Source organism: Paraburkholderia sp. RL17-347-BIC-D (assembly GCF_046027915.1).
GTDB lineage: Bacteria > Pseudomonadota > Gammaproteobacteria > Burkholderiales > Burkholderiaceae > Paraburkholderia.
Genome location: NZ_JARESS010000028.1, coordinates 70,022 through 86,587 on the forward strand (window position 1 = coordinate 70,022; position 16,566 = coordinate 86,587).

General features: G+C 64.4%; 14 protein-coding genes and 1 other RNA gene. 6 read left to right on the forward strand and 9 right to left on the reverse strand.

Annotation, left to right across the window (positions count from 1 at the left end; genetic code table 11):
- Positions 1–299 precede the first annotated feature (299 nt).
- Positions 300–1,601: an MFS transporter gene (locus P0D96_RS30510; protein WP_132373491.1), complete on the forward strand. Its 1,302-nt coding sequence runs from the start codon at positions 300–302 to the stop codon at positions 1,599–1,601.
- A gap of 119 nt (positions 1,602–1,720) precedes the next feature.
- On the opposite strand, the gene P0D96_RS30515 is transcribed toward P0D96_RS30510, so the two are convergent.
- Positions 1,721–3,568: a tetratricopeptide repeat protein gene (locus tag P0D96_RS30515; RefSeq protein WP_408317154.1), complete on the reverse strand. Its 1,848-nt coding sequence runs from the start codon at positions 3,566–3,568 to the stop codon at positions 1,721–1,723.
- A gap of 104 nt (positions 3,569–3,672) precedes the next feature.
- Between P0D96_RS30515 and P0D96_RS30520 the strand changes: the two genes are divergently transcribed.
- From P0D96_RS30520 to P0D96_RS30530, 3 genes are all read left to right on the forward strand, one after another.
- A complete protein-coding gene (locus tag P0D96_RS30520; RefSeq protein ID WP_408317156.1) occupies positions 3,673–4,074 on the forward strand; it encodes an ArsR/SmtB family transcription factor in 402 nt (133 codons plus the stop codon).
- Positions 4,071–5,069: a cation diffusion facilitator family transporter gene (locus tag P0D96_RS30525; RefSeq protein WP_408317158.1), complete on the forward strand. Its 999-nt coding sequence runs from the start codon at positions 4,071–4,073 to the stop codon at positions 5,067–5,069. Before P0D96_RS30520 ends, P0D96_RS30525 begins: the two co-directional genes overlap by 4 nt.
- 147 nt (positions 5,070–5,216) lie before the next feature.
- Positions 5,217–6,941, forward strand: a complete 1,725-nt coding sequence (locus P0D96_RS30530; protein WP_408180587.1) for an FAD-dependent monooxygenase — start codon at positions 5,217–5,219, stop codon at positions 6,939–6,941.
- Between the two features lie 50 nt (positions 6,942–6,991).
- On the opposite strand, the gene P0D96_RS30535 is transcribed toward P0D96_RS30530, so the two are convergent.
- Genes P0D96_RS30535 through P0D96_RS30550 form a run of 4 tightly spaced genes read right to left on the reverse strand, consistent with a single transcriptional unit; the run spans position 6,992 to position 12,257 of the window.
- Positions 6,992–7,243: a formate dehydrogenase subunit delta gene (locus P0D96_RS30535; RefSeq protein WP_408180588.1), complete on the reverse strand. Its 252-nt coding sequence runs from the start codon at positions 7,241–7,243 to the stop codon at positions 6,992–6,994.
- Positions 7,244–7,251: 8 nt separating this feature from the next.
- The gene (gene fdhF / locus P0D96_RS30540) at positions 7,252–10,197 is read right to left on the reverse strand and encodes a formate dehydrogenase subunit alpha (RefSeq protein ID WP_408180589.1); all 2,946 of its coding nucleotides are present in this window, start codon (positions 10,195–10,197) and stop codon (positions 7,252–7,254) included.
- A gap of 15 nt (positions 10,198–10,212) precedes the next feature.
- Positions 10,213–11,775 (reverse strand): formate dehydrogenase beta subunit, encoded by a 1,563-nt coding sequence (locus P0D96_RS30545; RefSeq protein ID WP_408317161.1) that lies wholly within the window; start codon positions 11,773–11,775, stop codon positions 10,213–10,215.
- On the reverse strand, positions 11,772–12,257 hold the full coding sequence (locus P0D96_RS30550) for an NAD(P)H-dependent oxidoreductase subunit E (RefSeq protein WP_132373497.1): 486 nt from the start codon (positions 12,255–12,257) through the stop codon (positions 11,772–11,774). Before P0D96_RS30550 ends, P0D96_RS30545 begins: the two co-directional genes overlap by 4 nt.
- Before the next feature lie 134 nt (positions 12,258–12,391).
- On the opposite strand from P0D96_RS30550, the gene P0D96_RS30555 reads away from it, so the two are divergent.
- Positions 12,392–13,471 carry a substrate-binding domain-containing protein gene (locus P0D96_RS30555; RefSeq protein ID WP_408180592.1) on the forward strand — a complete coding sequence of 360 codons (1,080 nt, stop codon included), beginning with the start codon at positions 12,392–12,394 and terminating at the stop codon, positions 13,469–13,471.
- Between the two features lie 108 nt (positions 13,472–13,579).
- The gene (locus P0D96_RS30560) at positions 13,580–13,846 is read left to right on the forward strand and encodes a hypothetical protein (protein ID WP_132373499.1); all 267 of its coding nucleotides are present in this window, start codon (positions 13,580–13,582) and stop codon (positions 13,844–13,846) included.
- Positions 13,847–13,947: 101 nt separating this feature from the next.
- On the opposite strand, the gene P0D96_RS30565 is transcribed toward P0D96_RS30560, so the two are convergent.
- The 4 genes from P0D96_RS30565 to ubiG form a co-directional block, all read right to left on the reverse strand.
- Positions 13,948–14,307 carry a COG4315 family predicted lipoprotein gene (locus P0D96_RS30565; RefSeq protein WP_132373500.1) on the reverse strand — a complete coding sequence of 120 codons (360 nt, stop codon included), beginning with the start codon at positions 14,305–14,307 and terminating at the stop codon, positions 13,948–13,950.
- Between the two features lie 275 nt (positions 14,308–14,582).
- Positions 14,583–14,952: a transfer-messenger RNA gene (gene ssrA, locus P0D96_RS30570) on the reverse strand.
- 116 nt (positions 14,953–15,068) lie between these two features.
- A complete protein-coding gene (gene gph, locus P0D96_RS30575) occupies positions 15,069–15,782 on the reverse strand; it encodes a phosphoglycolate phosphatase (RefSeq protein ID WP_132373501.1) in 714 nt (237 codons plus the stop codon).
- Positions 15,783–15,813: 31 nt separating this feature from the next.
- Complete coding sequence (gene ubiG / locus P0D96_RS30580; protein ID WP_132373502.1) at positions 15,814–16,512, reverse strand: bifunctional 2-polyprenyl-6-hydroxyphenol methylase/3-demethylubiquinol 3-O-methyltransferase UbiG; 699 nt, start codon at positions 16,510–16,512, stop codon at positions 15,814–15,816.
- Positions 16,513–16,566 lie beyond the last annotated feature (54 nt).

A 16,566-nucleotide genomic window follows, 5' to 3' on the forward strand; every position in this document is an offset into this window, starting at 1 on the left:
GTAGTGATCTGCGGAAATGCCTGACTGCAAATGTTAGCGCGACGGCCGGCGACACGTGTAAGGAAACTGTATGCATTACGCGACAGCGGCTTCAACGGTAACATTACGTGGAGCGGGCGCCGCATGATTCACAACGTTTACCCTGATACCGTGAGAATGCGTTCAGCATGAAAATGCAGCGCCCCCCGGGCGCGTTGTTCTATCCGCCCGAGGCATCCGCTTTGCCGAACCCAGTGGATCGTTTCAACTGCCTGCCCGCCACCGGTTCTTTCGTGGCGACAGGCCCATCAGAGAATGTCATGTCTACTGCGTCACACGCCACTTCCTCATCCCAAGAATCCAAGGTCAAGACAGTATTCCGCGTTGTCAGCGGTAACTTTCTTGAGATGTACGACTTCATGGTCTACGGCTATTACGCTTCGGCGATCGCCAAGACCTACTTTCCGAGCGGCAACGAATTCGCCTCGCTGATGCTGTCGCTGTCGGTGTTCGGCGCGGGCTTCCTGATGCGGCCGCTCGGTGCGATCGTGCTCGGCGCATACATCGATCATCACGGCCGGCGCAAAGGCCTGATCCTCACCCTCGGTTTGATGGCGCTCGGCACGCTCACGGTCGCGTCGATTCCAGGTTACGCGACGATCGGCTTGCTCGCGCCAGTGCTCGTTCTGGGCGGCCGGCTGTTGCAAGGTTTCTCCGCCGGGGTCGAACTGGGCGGCGTGTCGGTGTATCTGTCGGAGATCGCCACCAAGGGCAACAAGGGCTTCTACTGCGCGTGGCAGTCGGGCAGCCAGCAGGTTGCCGTGGTGTTCGCCGCGCTGATCGGTGTGTTCCTGAACAAGCTGTTGCCGGCTGACCAGATGACCGCGTGGGGCTGGCGCGTGCCCTTCCTGATCGGCTGCCTGATCGTGCCGTTCCTGTTCCTGATCCGCCGTTCGCTGCAGGAAACCGAGGAATTCAAGGCGCGCAAGCATCATCCGAAGATGGGCGAGATCATGAAGACGATGGCCGCCAACTGGGGCATCGTGCTGGGCGGCATGGGCATGGTGATCATGACCACCGTGTCGTTCTACATGATCACGGCGTACACGCCGACCTTCGGCAAGGAAGTGCTGAAGCTGTCGTCGATCGACACGCTCGTCGTCACGGTCTGTATCGGCCTGTCGAATCTGATCTGGCTGCCGCTCGCGGGCGCGCTGTCCGACCGTATCGGACGGCGTCCGGTGCTGCTGGCGTTCACGATTCTGACCATCATCACCGCGTATCCGGCGCTGCAGTGGCTGGTGGCGGACCCGTCGTTCGCGCGTCTGCTGGAGGTCGAACTGTGGCTGTCGTTCCTGTACGGCAGCTATAACGGCGGGATGGTCGTGGCGCTGACTGAAGTCATGCCGGTCGAAGTGCGGACCGCCGGTTTCTCGCTCGCCTACAGCCTCGCCACGACGATAGGCGGTTTCACGCCGGCCATCTCGACGCTGTTGATTCACACTACCGGCAACAAGGCGGCGCCGGGTCTGTTCCTGGGCGTGGCGGCGATTTGCGGGTTGATCGCGACGTTGGTGCTGTATCGCACGCCGGAATCGCGCAATCAATATCGGACGGCCTGAGCTTCACCGTTCACGATTCGGCCGGGCAAGTAAAAAACCCCGCGTTCTCACGAACGCGGGGTTTTTGTTTTTTGGCACGGCGGCGGGGTGACGGCTGATTTCGCCGGGCGGCGTTTGCGCTAACCGTTGCGCAATTCGTTCGCCACGGCCTCGACGACGTCGCCCCACGCGCCGGGTTGCGGTTGACGCACCAGCGACGCGCCCGGATACCACGGGCTGCGTGTCTCGCCGGCAAACCAGCGCCAGTCCGCGGCGAACGGCAGCATCAGCCAGAGCGGCTTGCGCAGCGCGCCGGCCAGGTGCGCGATGGACGTATCGATCGACACCACCGCATCGAGCCGTTCGATGATCGCCGCCGTGTCCGCGAAGTCGCCGATCCGCTTGTCGAAGCGATGAATCGACGCCGCGCGCGGATGCGCGTCGAGCGCCGCGCGTTCGTCGGCGCTCAAGGCGGGCTGCAGCACGATCCAGTCGATGCCTTCGAGTGCGAACAGCGGATCGAGCGCGGCGAGCGGCATCGAACGCGTTTCGTTTTGCTGGATGCGTCCCGACCACGCAATGCCGATCTTGCGCTTCGCCTGGCCGCCGAGCGAGCCGCGCCATTTGCGGCCATAGGCGCTCGGCACGCTGAGGTAGGGCGTGCGCTCCGGAATGGTGTCGAAGGTCGTGCCGAGTGCGAGCGGCAGGCTCAGCAGCGGGCATTGCAGATCGGCGGCGGGGCGCGGCGCGCCCTGGGCGATCAGCGTCACGCGCCAGGCTTGCGCGGCAGGGGTCAGCAAGGGCAGCAGCTGCGGCTGCACTTCGAGCACGACGCGCGCCGCGCGCTGCGCGACGAGGGGGACGAAGCGCACGAATTGCAGCGTGTCGCCGAAACCTTGCTCGGCATGGACCAGCAGCGTACGTTGCGCGATCGGCTCGCCGTGCCAGCGCGGCAGCGTCTGGATCACCGGCTGTGCCATGGTTTGCAGACGCCATTCGTACTCCGGCAGCCCGCGTGGGAAGTCGCGCAACGCGAGCCACGCGAGCGCGCGGTTCATGTGCGCGGAGGCGAGCTCGGGGCGCAGACGCAGCGCCTGATCGAAAGCGCGCACGGCCGGGCTATGCGCACCCAGGGCCTGGTGCGCGGTGCCCAGACTCAGCCACGCGAGCGCGAATTGCGGATCGAGACCGACGGCGCGTTCGAGATACGGCAGCGCCTCGGCGTGGCGTCCCATTGCCGCGAGCGCGTTACCCATGCCGAAGATGGCTGGCGGCAGGTTCGGCTGCAAGGTCAGCGCCGCCCTGAACGATGCGACCGCGTCGGCATGGCGGCCGGTGGCGTCGAACGTGTTGGCCAGATTGAAGTGCGCGGCGACGAAGCGCGGCTCCGCCGCCAACGCCGTCTCGAAACACGGCACCGCCTCTTCCGCGCGACCGAGCGCGTTCAGCGACATGCCCATGTTATTGAGCGCGCCGGCATGACCGGGACGCAATTCGAGCGTGCGCCGGAACGCGGCGATGGCTTCCGTGTGGCGTCCGAGCGCGTGCAGCGCGTTGCCGAGGTTGTTATGCGACGAAGCGTCGTTCGGTTGCAGGCGCAACGACTTTTCGAACGCGTCGGCGGCGTCTTCATGACGGCCCGCGGCGGCGTATGCATTGCCCAGGTTGTAGTGCGCCATCGGAAACGATGGCGCGAGCGTCAGCGCATTGCGGAACTGTTCGATGGCGCCGTCGATCTGGCCCAGCGCCTTCAGCGCGTTGCCCAGGTTCAGTTGCAGCGCGGCGTCTTCCGGGCGCAGGTTCACCGCGCGCCGCACGAGCTCGGCGGCTTCGGCGTGCTGGCCCTGCTGGTGGCGCAGGACGCCCAGCAGGTGCAACGCATCGACGTGCGCGGGATTGCCGTCGAGCGTCGCGCGGTAGCCGCGTTCGGCGTCGTCGAGGCGGCCGTCACGATGCGCCGCGAAAGCGCGGTCAAATACAGGTTGCATGACGGGGGATGGCATTCGGGTGAGGCAGAGGCCGCATTTTCCCACACTCGCCGGACCGCACTCCGATTTGACCGGTTGTCTCAATATCTATAACATATGAATACATGTTCATATGTACTGCCGCAACGCCACCTGTCATGGCTTCTTCACTCGCGTCCGCCACTTCCACCACTTCGTTTGCCAGCTTTGACGATCGCTCGGTCGACACGATCGTGCCGCTGGCCGACCTGTTTCGCCTGCTCGGCGACCCGACGCGCCTACGCATCGTGCTGGCGTGCCTGGACGAGCGGCGCGCTGTCGGGGCGATTGCCCAGGCGCTGGGTTTGTCGCCGTCGCTGGTGAGCCATCACTTGCGGCTGCTTCGCGCGGCGCGGATCGTGCGCGCGGAGCGGCAGGGCAAGCAGGTCTTCTACGTCGCCGCCGACCGCCATATCAGCGCGATGCTGGCGGGCATGCTCGAACACGTGGCCGAACCGGCCGGCGATGAATCTCTGGACGCGTCATGAAGAAAAACGAGCACGACCACGAAGGGCATGGCCACGTCGGCCATGCACATGCCCACGGTCACACCCACAGTCATAGTCACGGCCACGCCGGCCACCACCACGCCCACGCCCCCGTCGCGGGCCACGGCCGCGCGTTCGCGCTCGCCGTCGTGTTGAACATCGCCATCGTGGTGGCCCAAGCCGTCTACGGCGTGCTCGCCCATTCCACCGCGCTGCTCGCCGACGCCGGCCACAACCTCTCCGACGTCCTCGGCCTGCTGCTCGCCTGGGGCGCCGCCTGGCTCGCCACGCGTCGTCCGTCGGCGCGCTACACGTTCGGTTATGGCAGCTCGTCGATCCTCGCCTCGCTCGTCAATGCGGGGCTGTTGCTGTTCGCGTGCGGCGTGATCGTCGCCGAAGCCATCGGGCGGCTGATGAATCCGGCGCCGGTGGCAGGGCTCGCGGTGTTCGTCGTCGCGACGGTCGGCGTGGTGGTCAACGGGATTTCCGCGTGGCTCTTCATGCGCGGGCAGAAAGAAGACCTGAACATTCGCGGTGCCTTCCTGCATATGGCGGCGGATGCCGGCATCTCGGCGGCGGTTGCGGTGAGCGGCCTCGTGATTCTCTACACCAACTGGACGTGGCTCGACCCGGTGATGAGCCTGCTGGTGGTGGCGGTCGTGGTGGTCGGCACGTGGGGGCTGTTACGCGATTCGGTGCGCCTCGCGCTCGACGCCGTGCCGCCCGGCGTCGATCTGCAAAGCATCCGCGACTATCTGGCGGGGCAGCCCGGCGTCGTCGATGTGCATGATCTGCACGTGTGGGCCCTGTCGACCACCGGCAATGCGCTCAGCGCGCATCTGGTGATGCCGGCCGGCCACCCCGGCGACGAGTCGCTAGACGGCATCGTCGTCATGCTGCGCGAACGCTTTTCGATGCAGCACGCGACGCTGCAAGTCGACCTTGGCACCACGCAGCACCGGTGCGCAATGGATCATGCGCCGCACGCGCGTTGAGGCAAACTGGCACGCGCAGCAAGTTCACAGCGAGCCCAGGCCAATCGCGTGATTGATGCAGCGCACCGTCAGCCCATTGCTGGCGGCGTTCCAAGGCGACTTCCTCCGGGCGTACACTAGAACGCATTGTTGTTTCCGGAGTTCCGCATGGACGCTGCCGCAAACGATGTGCCGCCGGTGCTGATCGTCGGGGCGGGGCCCACGGGGCTCGCCGCGGCGATGAGTCTGGCGCGTGCCCACATCCCCGTGCGTCTGATCGACAAAGCCATGCAACCGAACCCGTATTCGCGGGCCATCGGCATCCAGGCGCGCACGCTCGAGTTGCTCGAGCAGCATCGGCTGGTCGAACCGTTTCTCGAACTCGGCCATCGCGCGCGCATTGCCAATCTGTTTTCGAACGGCATGCGTCTCGCGCAACTCGATTTCGATCCGCTTCACACGCGCTATCCGTATCTGCTGTTTCTCGACCAGTCCGTGACGGAGCGGTTGCTGACGGAACATCTCGCGACGCTCGGCGTAACGGTCGAGCGCGGTGTCGAGCTGACGATGTTCGCGCAAGGCTCCGCCAGCATTCAGGCGACGTTGCGCCGCGCGGACGGCCACACGGAGACGATGCGTCCGTCGTACGTGATCGCCGCGGACGGTGCGCACAGCACGATCCGTCACCGGCTGGGTCTGAGCTTCGAAGGCAAGACCTTCGAGCAGACTTTCCTGCTCGCCGATCTGCACGCCGAAACCGATTGGCCCGAAGACGAGTTTCACATCTTCGCGTCAGGCGAAGGACTGGTGGCGCTGTTTCCGATGGGCCACGGCCGGCATCGTCTGATCGCGGATCATGCCGTCGAGCCTGCCGCCGTCGCGCCGTCCGCGACGCCCGCCGTGCTGGGCGAACCGCCGCTGAACAAGGTGCCGGCGCCGTCGCTCGAGGAGTGCAAGGCGCTGATCGCGAGGCGCGTGCGCGAGCGGGTCGACGTGTCGGATCTGGCGTGGTCCTCGTATTTCCATGTGAATAACCGCATGGTGGACCGGTTGCGTGTCGGCCGAATTTTTCTTGCAGGCGACGCCGCGCATGTGCACAGCCCGGCCGGCGCACAAGGTATGAACACCGGCATTCAGGAAGCGTTCAACCTCGGCTGGAAGCTGGCGCGGGTCTTGAAGAGCGCGGCGCCCGATCGCCTGCTCGATACCTATTACCTTGAACGTCATCCGATCGAACGTGACGTGCTGCGGCAGACCGGCTTCATCACGCATATGGCCGAGGCCGATCACGGACCGCTCAAGCTGCTGCGCGAACGCGTGATGCCGGTCCTCGCCGCGCTGGGTCCACTGCGCGACGCCGCACGCGCCACTATCAGCGAACTGTCGATCCAGTACCGGCGCAGTCCGCTGACGCTCGAACGTGTGCTCGACGGCGGACCGCGTGCCGGCGAACGTGCGCCCGACGCGCTGGTGCATGTGGTGGACGGACCGCTTGGCCGCGCGCCCGGCGTCGGCTGCATTTTCGATCTGCACGATCCGGCGTTCTTCTCGCTATTCCTGCTCGTGCCGCCGCTGCCCGTCGACGAAAAGCCGCTCGATCCCGCGGCGAAGCATGCGCCGCCGCCGGACGCGGAAATGGAACGCGTGGCGGCGGAAGTCGAGCGATTGCTGCCGGGTGCGGTGCGCATCTGGCGCATCACGGATACCACCGGCGATGGCGGCCCGGCGCTCTCCGAATCGTATGGCCGCACGCGGCCGTCGTTCTATCTGGTGCGGCCCGACGGCTATATCAGCGCGCGCGGACGCACCGGCTCCGATCTGCACGGCCTGTTGCGGCATTGCGAAGCCTGGTTCACGGTAAGTGGCGAGATACCGGAGCAGGCGGCCCTGTGACGCGGGCCGCCCGAGTATCGATTGCGCAAGCGCGTGAGCGCTGCCCCCGCTCACACCGTCGTAGGCGCGGCCGGTGTCAGCTGCTCGCGATGTTTGATGAGCGCTTCCTCGACGATGCCCGACATCTCAATACCGCTCGCATCCGGCTCATCGAGCGCCGCCAGCAACGCGCGCCGCATGCGTGGCTCCCAGAAACGGCGGATATGGTCGGCAATGCCGGCGAGCGCTTCCTCGCGGTCGGGCATCGAATCGAAAAAATCGCCGATCCGATTGGCCATGTCGATCAGGTTCTGATTGTCCATGCCTGACCTCACTTGCCCGATGTCGCGTTGGCCAGCTCGCGCTGCTTCAGCAGATCGAGCTGTTCGGTGTTGAAACGCGAATAGTCTTTCTGCCATTGCGACGGCTGTTCGACCGGCATCACCTGCACCGCGGTCACTTTGTACTCCGGACAGTTGGTCGCCCAATCCGAGCTATCGGTGGTGATCACGTTCGCGCCCGATTCGGGGAAGTGGAACGTCGTATAGACGACGCCCGGCTGCATGCGCTCGGTCACCTTCGCGCGCAACACGGTTTGCCCCGCGCGCGATTCGATGCCGACCCAGTCGTCGGTCTTGATGCCGCGCTCTTCGGCATCGTGCGGATGAATTTCCAGCCGGTCTTCGTCGTGCCAGCGCGAATTCTCCGTGCGGCGCGTTTGCGCGCCCACGTTGTATTGCGACAGGATGCGGCCCGTGGTGAGCAGCATCGGGAATTTGCGCGTGACTTTCTCGGGCGTCGCGATGAACTTCGTAATCACGAACTTGCCCTTGCCGCGCACGAACGTGTCGATGTGCATGGTCGGCGTGCCGTCCGGCGCCTCTTCGTTGCACGGCCACTGGATGCTGCCCAGCTCGTCGAGCTTCTTGTACGAGACGCCGTGGAAGGTCGGCGTGAGACGCGCGATCTCGTCCATGATCTGCGACGGATGCGTGTAGTCCATTTCATAGCCGAGCGCGCGCGCGAGCAGCACCGTGACTTCCCAGTCGGCGTAACCCGGCACCGGCGGCATGACCTTGCGCACGCGCGAGATGCGGCGCTCCGCGTTGGTGAACGTGCCGTCCTTTTCGAGGAACGACGAACCGGGCAGCAGCACGTGCGCATACTTGGCGGTCTCGTTCAGGAAAATGTCCTGCACGACGATGCATTCCATCGACGACAGCGCGGCCGACACGTGATGCGTATTCGGATCCGACTGCACGATGTCTTCGCCCTGGCAGTACAGACCCTTGAAGGTGCCATGCACGGCGGCGTCGAACATGTTCGGAATGCGCAGGCCCGGCTCCGGTTGCAGCGTGACATTCCAGGCTTCTTCGAACAGCGTGCGCGTGACCGTGTCGCTGATGTGGCGATAGCCCGGCAGTTCGTGCGGGAACGAGCCCATGTCGCACGAACCCTGCACGTTGTTCTGGCCGCGCAGCGGATTCACGCCCACGCCTTCGCGGCCGATGTTGCCCGTCGCCATCGCGAGGTTGGCGATGCCCATCACCATCGTCGAGCCTTGCGCGTGTTCGGTGACGCCGAGACCGTAGTAGATTGCGGCGTTGCCGCCGGTCGCATAGATGCGGGCGGCTTCGCGCACGAATTGAGCCGGCACGCCTGTCACTGCTTCGGTCGCCTCCGGCGCGTTCTCGGGCAGCGCGACGAAATCGCGCCATTGCTCGAACGCGCGGGTTTCGCAGCGCTCGGCGACGAACGCTTCGTTGACGAGGCCTTCCGTGACGATCACATGCGCCAGCGCGTTCACGACGGCCACGTTGGTACCCGGCAGCAATTGCAGATGATGCGAGGCCTTCACGTGCGGCGTATCGACGATATCGATGCGGCGCGGATCCACGACGATCAGCTTCGCGCCTTCACGCACGCGGCGCTTCAGACGCGAGCCGAACACCGGGTGGCCGTCGGTCGGATTCGCGCCGATCACCATGATCACGTCGGCTTTATCGACGGAGGCGAACGTCTGCGTGCCCGCCGATTCGCCGAGCGTGGTCTTCAATCCATAGCCGGTCGGCGAGTGGCAAACACGCGCGCAGGTGTCGACGTTGTTGTTGCCGAACGCGGCGCGCACGAGCTTTTGCACCAGATACGTTTCTTCATTCGTGCAACGCGACGACGTGATGCCGCCGATCGAATCGCGGCCGTGTTTCGCCTGAATGCGGCGGAATTCCGACGCCGCATACGTGAGCGCTTCTTCCCAGCTGACTTCGCGCCACGGATCGGTGATCTTCGCGCGGATCATCGGCTTGGTGATGCGGTCCTTGTGCGTCGCGTAGCCCCAGGCGAAGCGGCCCTTCACGCAGGCGTGGCCTTCATTGGCTTGGCCATTCTTGTGCGGCACCATGCGCACGACCTCGTTGCCCTTCATCTCAGCCTTGAACGAGCAGCCGACGCCGCAATACGCGCACGTTGTGACGACCGAATGCTCGGCCTGGCCGAGCATGATGACGGTCTTTTCCTGCAAGGTCGCGGTCGGGCACGCGGCCACACACGCGCCGCACGACACGCATTCCGATTCCATGAACGGCACGTTTTCGCTGGCCGCCACGCGCGATTCGAAACCGCGCCCGGTGATGGTCAGCGCGAAGGTGCCTTGCGTTTCTTCGCACGCGCGCACGCAGCGATTGCAGACGATGCACTTCGACGGGTCGTAGGTGAAGTACGGGTTCGACTCGTCTTTCTTGTCCTTCAGGTGATTCGCGCCGTCAAAGCCGTAGCGCACTTCGCGCAAGCCCGTGACGCCCGCCATGTCCTGCAGTTCGCAGTCGCCATTGGCGGGGCAGGTGAGACAGTCGAGCGGGTGATCGGAGATGTACAACTCCATCACATTGCGGCGCAGCGACTGCAGACGATCCGTTTGCGTGCGGACCTTCATGCCGGCTTCGACCGGCGTCGTGCACGAGGCGGGATAGCCGCGCTTGCCTTCGATTTCCACGAGACACAAACGGCACGAGCCGAACGGTTCCAGCGAATCGGTCGCGCAAAGCTTCGGCACGTTGACGCCCGCTTCGACGGCGGCGCGCATCACCGAGGTGCCGGCCGGAACAGTGACGGATTGGCCGTCGATTTCCAGCGTGACGTCGACATCGGCATGCCGCGCGGGCGTGCCGAAATCGGTGTCGTCGAAAAACGATCGGGTGGCGCGCTGCTGCGCCTGCGACTTGCATGCGCAGTTGCCTGAGCCGCAGCCGCCGGCAGGGGAGTTGAGCAGGTCGGACATGGTTTGGCTCCTGGGTCAGGCCGCTTTCGGCGCGTGATGAGACACGTTGGCGAGACCGAAGTCTTCGGGGAAATGATCGAGCGCGGACAGCACCGGGAACGGCGTCATGCCGCCCATCGCGCAGAGCGAACCGGACACCATCGTGTCGCACAGATCGCGCAGCAACTGCACCTGGCGTGTGGACGTATCGCCGTTGCGAATCCGGCCGATCACTTCGACGCCGCGCGTCGAGCCGATCCGGCACGGCGTGCATTTGCCGCACGATTCGAGCGCGCAAAAGTGCATGGCGTACTGCGCGAGTTCGGCGAGATTCGAGGTGTCGTCATGCACGACGAGGCCGCCGTGACCTACCACCGCGCCGACTGCCGCATACGCCTCGTAGTCCATCGGAATGTCCCACTGGCTTTCCGGCAGATACGTGCCGAGCGGGCCGCCCACTTGCACCGCGCGCGCCGGCCGGCCGCTCGCCGTGCCGCCGCCATAGTCGTAGAGCAATTCGCGCAGCGTGACGCCGAACGCGAGTTCGACCAGGCCGCCTTGCTTCACATTGCCCGCGAGCTGGAACGGCAGCGTGCCGCGCGAGCGGCCCATGCCGAAGTCTTTGTAGAACGCCGCGCCGCGCGCGAAGATGATCGGCACCGTGGCGAGCGTGATGACGTTATTGATCACGGTCGGCTGGCCGTACAGGCCGACGAGCGCCGGCACTGGCGGCTTGGCGCGCACGATGCCGCGCTTGCCTTCGAGCGATTCGAGCAGCGCCGTTTCCTCGCCGCACACATAGGCGCCGGCGCCTTTGGCGACGAACAGTTCGAAGCGATGCGTTGTCGAGAGCACGCTGTCGCCGAGCCAGCCGGCGGCGCGTGCCTTCGCGATCGCCGCTTCGAGCGTTGCGATCGAATGCGGATACTCGCTGCGCACATAGATATGGCCGACCGTCGCGCCCGTCACGACACCCGCGATGATCATCCCTTCGATCAGCACGTACGGATCGCTTTCCATCACGAGGCGATCGGAGAAAGTGCCGGAATCGCCTTCGTCCGCGTTGCAGACGATGTATTTCTGCGCCGCCTTGGCGCCGCGCACCGTGCGCCATTTGATGCCGGCCGGAAAGGCCGCGCCGCCACGTCCGCGCAGGCCGGATTCGATCAAGGCTTCACAGGCGGCGTCGCCGTCGGTTTGCAAAGCCTTGCGCAAGCCTTCGAGGCCGCCGTGGGCGACGTAATCGTCGATGGAAAGCGGATCCGTGATGCCGATGCGCGCGAAGGTCAGGCGCTGCTGCTTCTTCAGATACGGAATGTCGTCGACCACGCCGACGCGCCGTGCATGCGCGCCGCCTTCGACGAAGCCGGCGTCGAACAACGCGGCGACGTCGCCGGCTTCGATGTTCGCGTAGCCGATGCGGCCTTCAGGCGTTTGCACTTCGACGAGCGGTTCGAGCCACAGCAGGCCGCGCGAACCGTTGCGAACCAGTTCGACTTCGAGGCCGCGGCGTGCGGCTTCGGCTTCGATCGCCTGAGCGAGCGCGTCAGCGCCGAGCGCCAAAGCCGACGAATCACGGGGAACGTAGATGCGCGTCATGCCGTCACCTCCACGCACTTGCTGGCGGCCGCGAAGATCGCGTCGAATTTTTGCGGCGTGACTCGGGCGTGCAAGGTGCCGTTGAGCATCAGCGCCGGCGACAGCGCACATTGGCCGAGGCAATACACCGATTCTAGTTCGACTGTCGCGCCGTGCTGGTGTTCGCCGTCGAAGCGGCAGCCGGTGTGCGCCTCGATATGCTGCGCGAGTGCTTCGGTGCCCATGCTGCGGCAGGCTTCCGCGCGGCACAGTTGCACCGTGACGGGCGCGGCCGGTTGCGTGCGGAAGTGGTGGTAGTAGGTGATGACGCCGTGCACTTCCGCGCGCGACAGGTTCATGGCACGCGCTAGCGGTGCGACCGCGGCGGGCGGCACGTAACCGACTTCGTCCTGAATCGCGTGCAAGACCGCTAGCAACGACACGCCCGGCTGCGCGTGACGCTGTACGAGTTGATCCGGCGCGATGGCGATGGAATCGTCCAAGTGGGGGCTCCTCCAAAGTCATATATGCACTTGTTATTCATAATGCGTGCACTTATGCTTCGTTTATTCAGTATGGGATAGCCGAACAATAGGCGGGCGATTCAGCCGATGCAATAGGAAAGAGTTCAACATATATGATCAGAATCGAGTGTCAGGCACAGCTGGTGGTGAAGGGTCCGGACGGCCGCGAGGCAAGCCTGTCGGACGTGGTGCCGCTGCTCGCGCTGGTGGATGAATCCGGCAGCATCGCGCAGGCGGCGACGCTTAAGGGTTTGTCCTACCGTCACGCATGGGGTTTACTGCGCAGCATCGAAGAGCGTTTGGGCGGTCCGCTGATCGCGAAGGAGCGTGGCCGCGGCTCGGTGCTCTCCGAACTCGGGCAAGCGGTATTGCGTGCGCAGCGTCTGTGCGGTGAGCGGCTCGACGGCAACATGCAGGCACTCGCCAGCGAAGTGGCGAGCGATCTGAACCGCTGGCTGGCACCGCCCGCCGACGACGTGCGCATCTTCGCGTCGCACGGTTATGCGGTGGCCGCGCTCGTGACGGCGTTGGTCGCCAACGATCTGCCGGTCGACATCAAGTATCGCGACAGCGCGGACGCCGTCAGCGCGCTCGCGCGCGGCGAATGCGATCTGGCCGGCTTCCATTTGCCGCTCGGCGAGTTTCGCGCGGCGTGCGCGGATGCGTATCGGCGCTGGCTCGATCCGCAGCGTCACGTGCTCGTGCATCTCACGCGACGCAAGCAAGGACTCTTTCTCGGCAAGGGCAATCCGAAGGGAATCGCCGGCCTCGGCGATCTCGCACGCGACGATATCCGCTTCGTGAATCGACAGCCGGGCTCCGGCACGCGCATGTTGCTCGATCTCGCGCTACGGAAAGTCGGAGTCGATCCAGATCGCGTCAATGGATATGCGTCGGCCGAACTCACGCATTCGGCGATTGCGGCGTTCGTCGCGAGCGGCATGGCGGATGTGGGTTTCGGCGTGGAGCCCGCGGCGCATCACTTCGGTCTGGACTTCATTCCGGTCGTCGACGAAGACTATTACTTTGCCTGCGACCGCGCGCGCCTCGAACGTGCGCCGCTCGCGACGGTGCTCGAATTGCTACGCGGCAGCGCGTTTCGCCATAACGTCGATCAGCTCGAAGGCTATGACCCGCAGGACTGCGGCAAGGTGGTCGATCTGGAAGAGGGCTTGGGCGAAGCGGTGGCGTAAGCCGCGGTAAACATCAGGCTGTGTTTGGCGCTGCGTATGGCGTCCGTTTGGGATACTCTCTAAGCTTCCGCTTCCGCCTTAACCGCGCGTTACGTCGCGCCGATCGATATGAAAGTCATTCTTCACGCATGTGCTGCCGTTGCGACCGCTGGTGTGCTCCTCGCCACCGCGTCAGTTGCTTTCGCACAGAATTCGCCGGGTGTTCCGGGCGGCATTCTGCAAGATCAGTTCCGTCTTGCCGAGCATCCGCAAATGCCGTTTGCGGCGTCGGCGCCCACGGACAAATACCAGACCGGCAAAAAATCGGCCATGCGCAAGCGAGGCGATATGGGCGATCCGAATGGCTGCAATCTGCAGTGCCCTAAAGACGAATAAGCGGACGCACGGGTCCGTTGTGGGTGCGACGCCGGCGTTCTGCCGGCGTCTTCCTTTTGGCTCTCAGGTTCAGCTTGGCATTGTTGCCTTGCGCGTGGCGCTTAAGGCTTGGCCGTATGCCACATGTCCTTGAAGCCTTCTCCCTTCATGTCTCCCGCCTGTTTGTCCGCTGCGTAGCGATACAGCGGGTGGCCCTTGTACGCCCATTGCTGCTTGCCGTCGGCGCCATTGATCAAGGTCCAGTCGCCGGACGGTTTGTCCGACGCACTAGCCGTGGCCGCGGGCCAATAGTTCATGCAGCCGCCGGTGCAGGCGCTCACGCCGGGTGTGGTGTCCTTGTCGAAGGTATAGAGCGTCATGCCGTCTGCAGTGACGAAGCGCCCGTCGACGATTTTCGGTGCTTCGGCGAAAGCGCTTTGTTGCAGTGCGAGGAGGGCGAGGCAGAAGAGAGTCTTGCGCATGATGTCGGCTCCTGATTTTAGTGTTGGTCTCACGCGAGGCACAGCGTGCGTGCGCGTGAGGATCAAACGACTGAGCGGATGCCTTTATTCCAATCACTGCTTCGCGAGAGGATCGGGTTAGGGTCCGTCAGGGAACAGCCCGGGGATGAGATAAGAAAAGGATAGTGCGGGAAAGAGCGCAGCGGGAAGGACGCGGGGAATAAGAAAAAACCCGCAAGCAGCAGGCCGCTTACGGGTTTCCGGTGAGACTTGATGCTGCAGCGTGAAACGTGTTCTGGTGGAGGCGGCGGGAATCGAACCCGCGTCCAGAAGCACTCTACGACCAGTTCTACATGTTTAGTTCTGTCATTTGATTTAACCGTAGCGACGCGGACGAACACGCTGCACTACGGCGATTCACTAGGTTTTCGACCCGGACGTCGTGACACCGCCAAGGCTTAACTGACGTATATGACCTCTGTCGGTATTGCTACCGGTCTTGCGACACTAGCCCGTCAGTGAACTAGGCAGAGGACGGCGGCCCTTAGGCTGCCAGTGCGAACGTATCGTCGTTTGCAGTTACGTTTTTCCCATTGATTAACGAGGTGACGGGTCCTCGACATGCCCTAGCCGCTTCGCAACCCCTGTCGAAACCAGGTCGCCCCCGCGGTTCGTTGCTCAAGTTTCTGAGCCAAGCGTTGATTTTACAATAGATTGACGGTCACGTCCTGACTGATCGGCGCTGCCGGCGCAGCGGCTCTGCTTTGCCCGCCGCCTGCGTTTCAGCCGAGGTCGCGCAGCAGCCTGTGCAATTCAGCCGGCGATTGGACGACGTGTTGCGCGTGCCATTGGGTCGGCGGAATATCGTTGCCGCAGTAGCCGTACGCCGCCGCGACCGTCTTCATGCCGGCGGCGAAACCCGCCTGCACATCGCGCAGATCGTCGCCGACGTAGACGATGCGCTCCGGCACCACGTCCAGCTCGCGCGCGGCGTGCAGCAACGGCGCCGGATGCGGTTTCGAATGCGGCGTCGTGTCGCCGCTCACGACACAACCGGCGCGCTCCTCGAGGCCGAGTTGCGCGACCAGCGGCTCGGTGAGCCGCGCGACCTTGTTCGTGACGATGCCCCAGCGCACGCCGCGTGCGTCGAGTTCGTCGAGTATTTCCTGAATGCCGGGAAACAGCGTGGTCTCGATGCACAGGTCCGCTTCATAGTTGGCGAGGAACTCCTCGCGCATCGACGCGAACTCGTGACTATCGGGGCCGATCCCGAACGCACCGCCGATCAGCCCGCGCGCGCCCGCGGACGCAAGCGGGCGCAGATCTTCGAGCGGCACCATCTCCAGCCCGCGATCGTGGCGCATCTTGTTGACGGCGGCCGCGAGATCGGGCGCCGTGTCGGCTAGCGTGCCGTCGAGGTCGAACAGGACGGCTTGGCAAAGACCGAGTGCGTCTTCGTTGTCTTCGCGTTGGGGCAGGGGCGTGGGATCGCTCATTGATTCGATAGGTCCGGCAGGTCGGGGCGGATCAGACGTCGCGTCGGCAGGCGAGCATGTAGTTCACGCTCGTGTCGGCGGACAGCGTGAAATGCTTGCTGAGCGGGTTATAGACGATGCCTTTGATATCGGCCGTGCGCAGTTCGGCGGCGCGCACGAAGCTCGCCAATTCCGACGGGCGAATGAAGCGCGCGTAGTCGTGCGTGCCCTTGGGCAGCATTCGCGCGATGTATTCGGCGCCGATCACGGCGAACAGGTACGACTTCACGTTGCGGTTCAGCGTGGAAAAGAACACCCAGCCGCCGGGTTTCACCAGCGTCTTGCACGCCTCGACTATGGCAGCGGGCCGCGGCACGTGCTCCAGCATTTCCATGCAGGTCACGACGTCGTACGTGCCCGGCTCGCGGGCAGCGAGCGCCTCGGCGGCGATTTCTTCGTAATCGACTGTTACACCACTTTCAAGGCTGTGAAGATCGGCCACGCCCAAAGCCTGGGTCGACAAGTCAATGCCCTTCACGTGCGCACCCAGGCTAGCCATCGACTCGGACAGAATGCCGCCACCGCAGCCGATATCCAGCACGGTCTTGCCCGCGAGATGCGCGTGCGTGTCGATCCAGTTCAGGCGAATCGGATTGAGCTCGTGTAACGGCTTGAATTCGGCGTTCGGGTCCCACCAACGATGCGCAAGGTCGCTAAATTTCTGCAGTTCGTGGGGATCGGCGTTGGTCATGGCGGAAGCTGCCTCGAAGAGAGCGGTGAGCGGGCGCTCGAGGATAAACCCTGA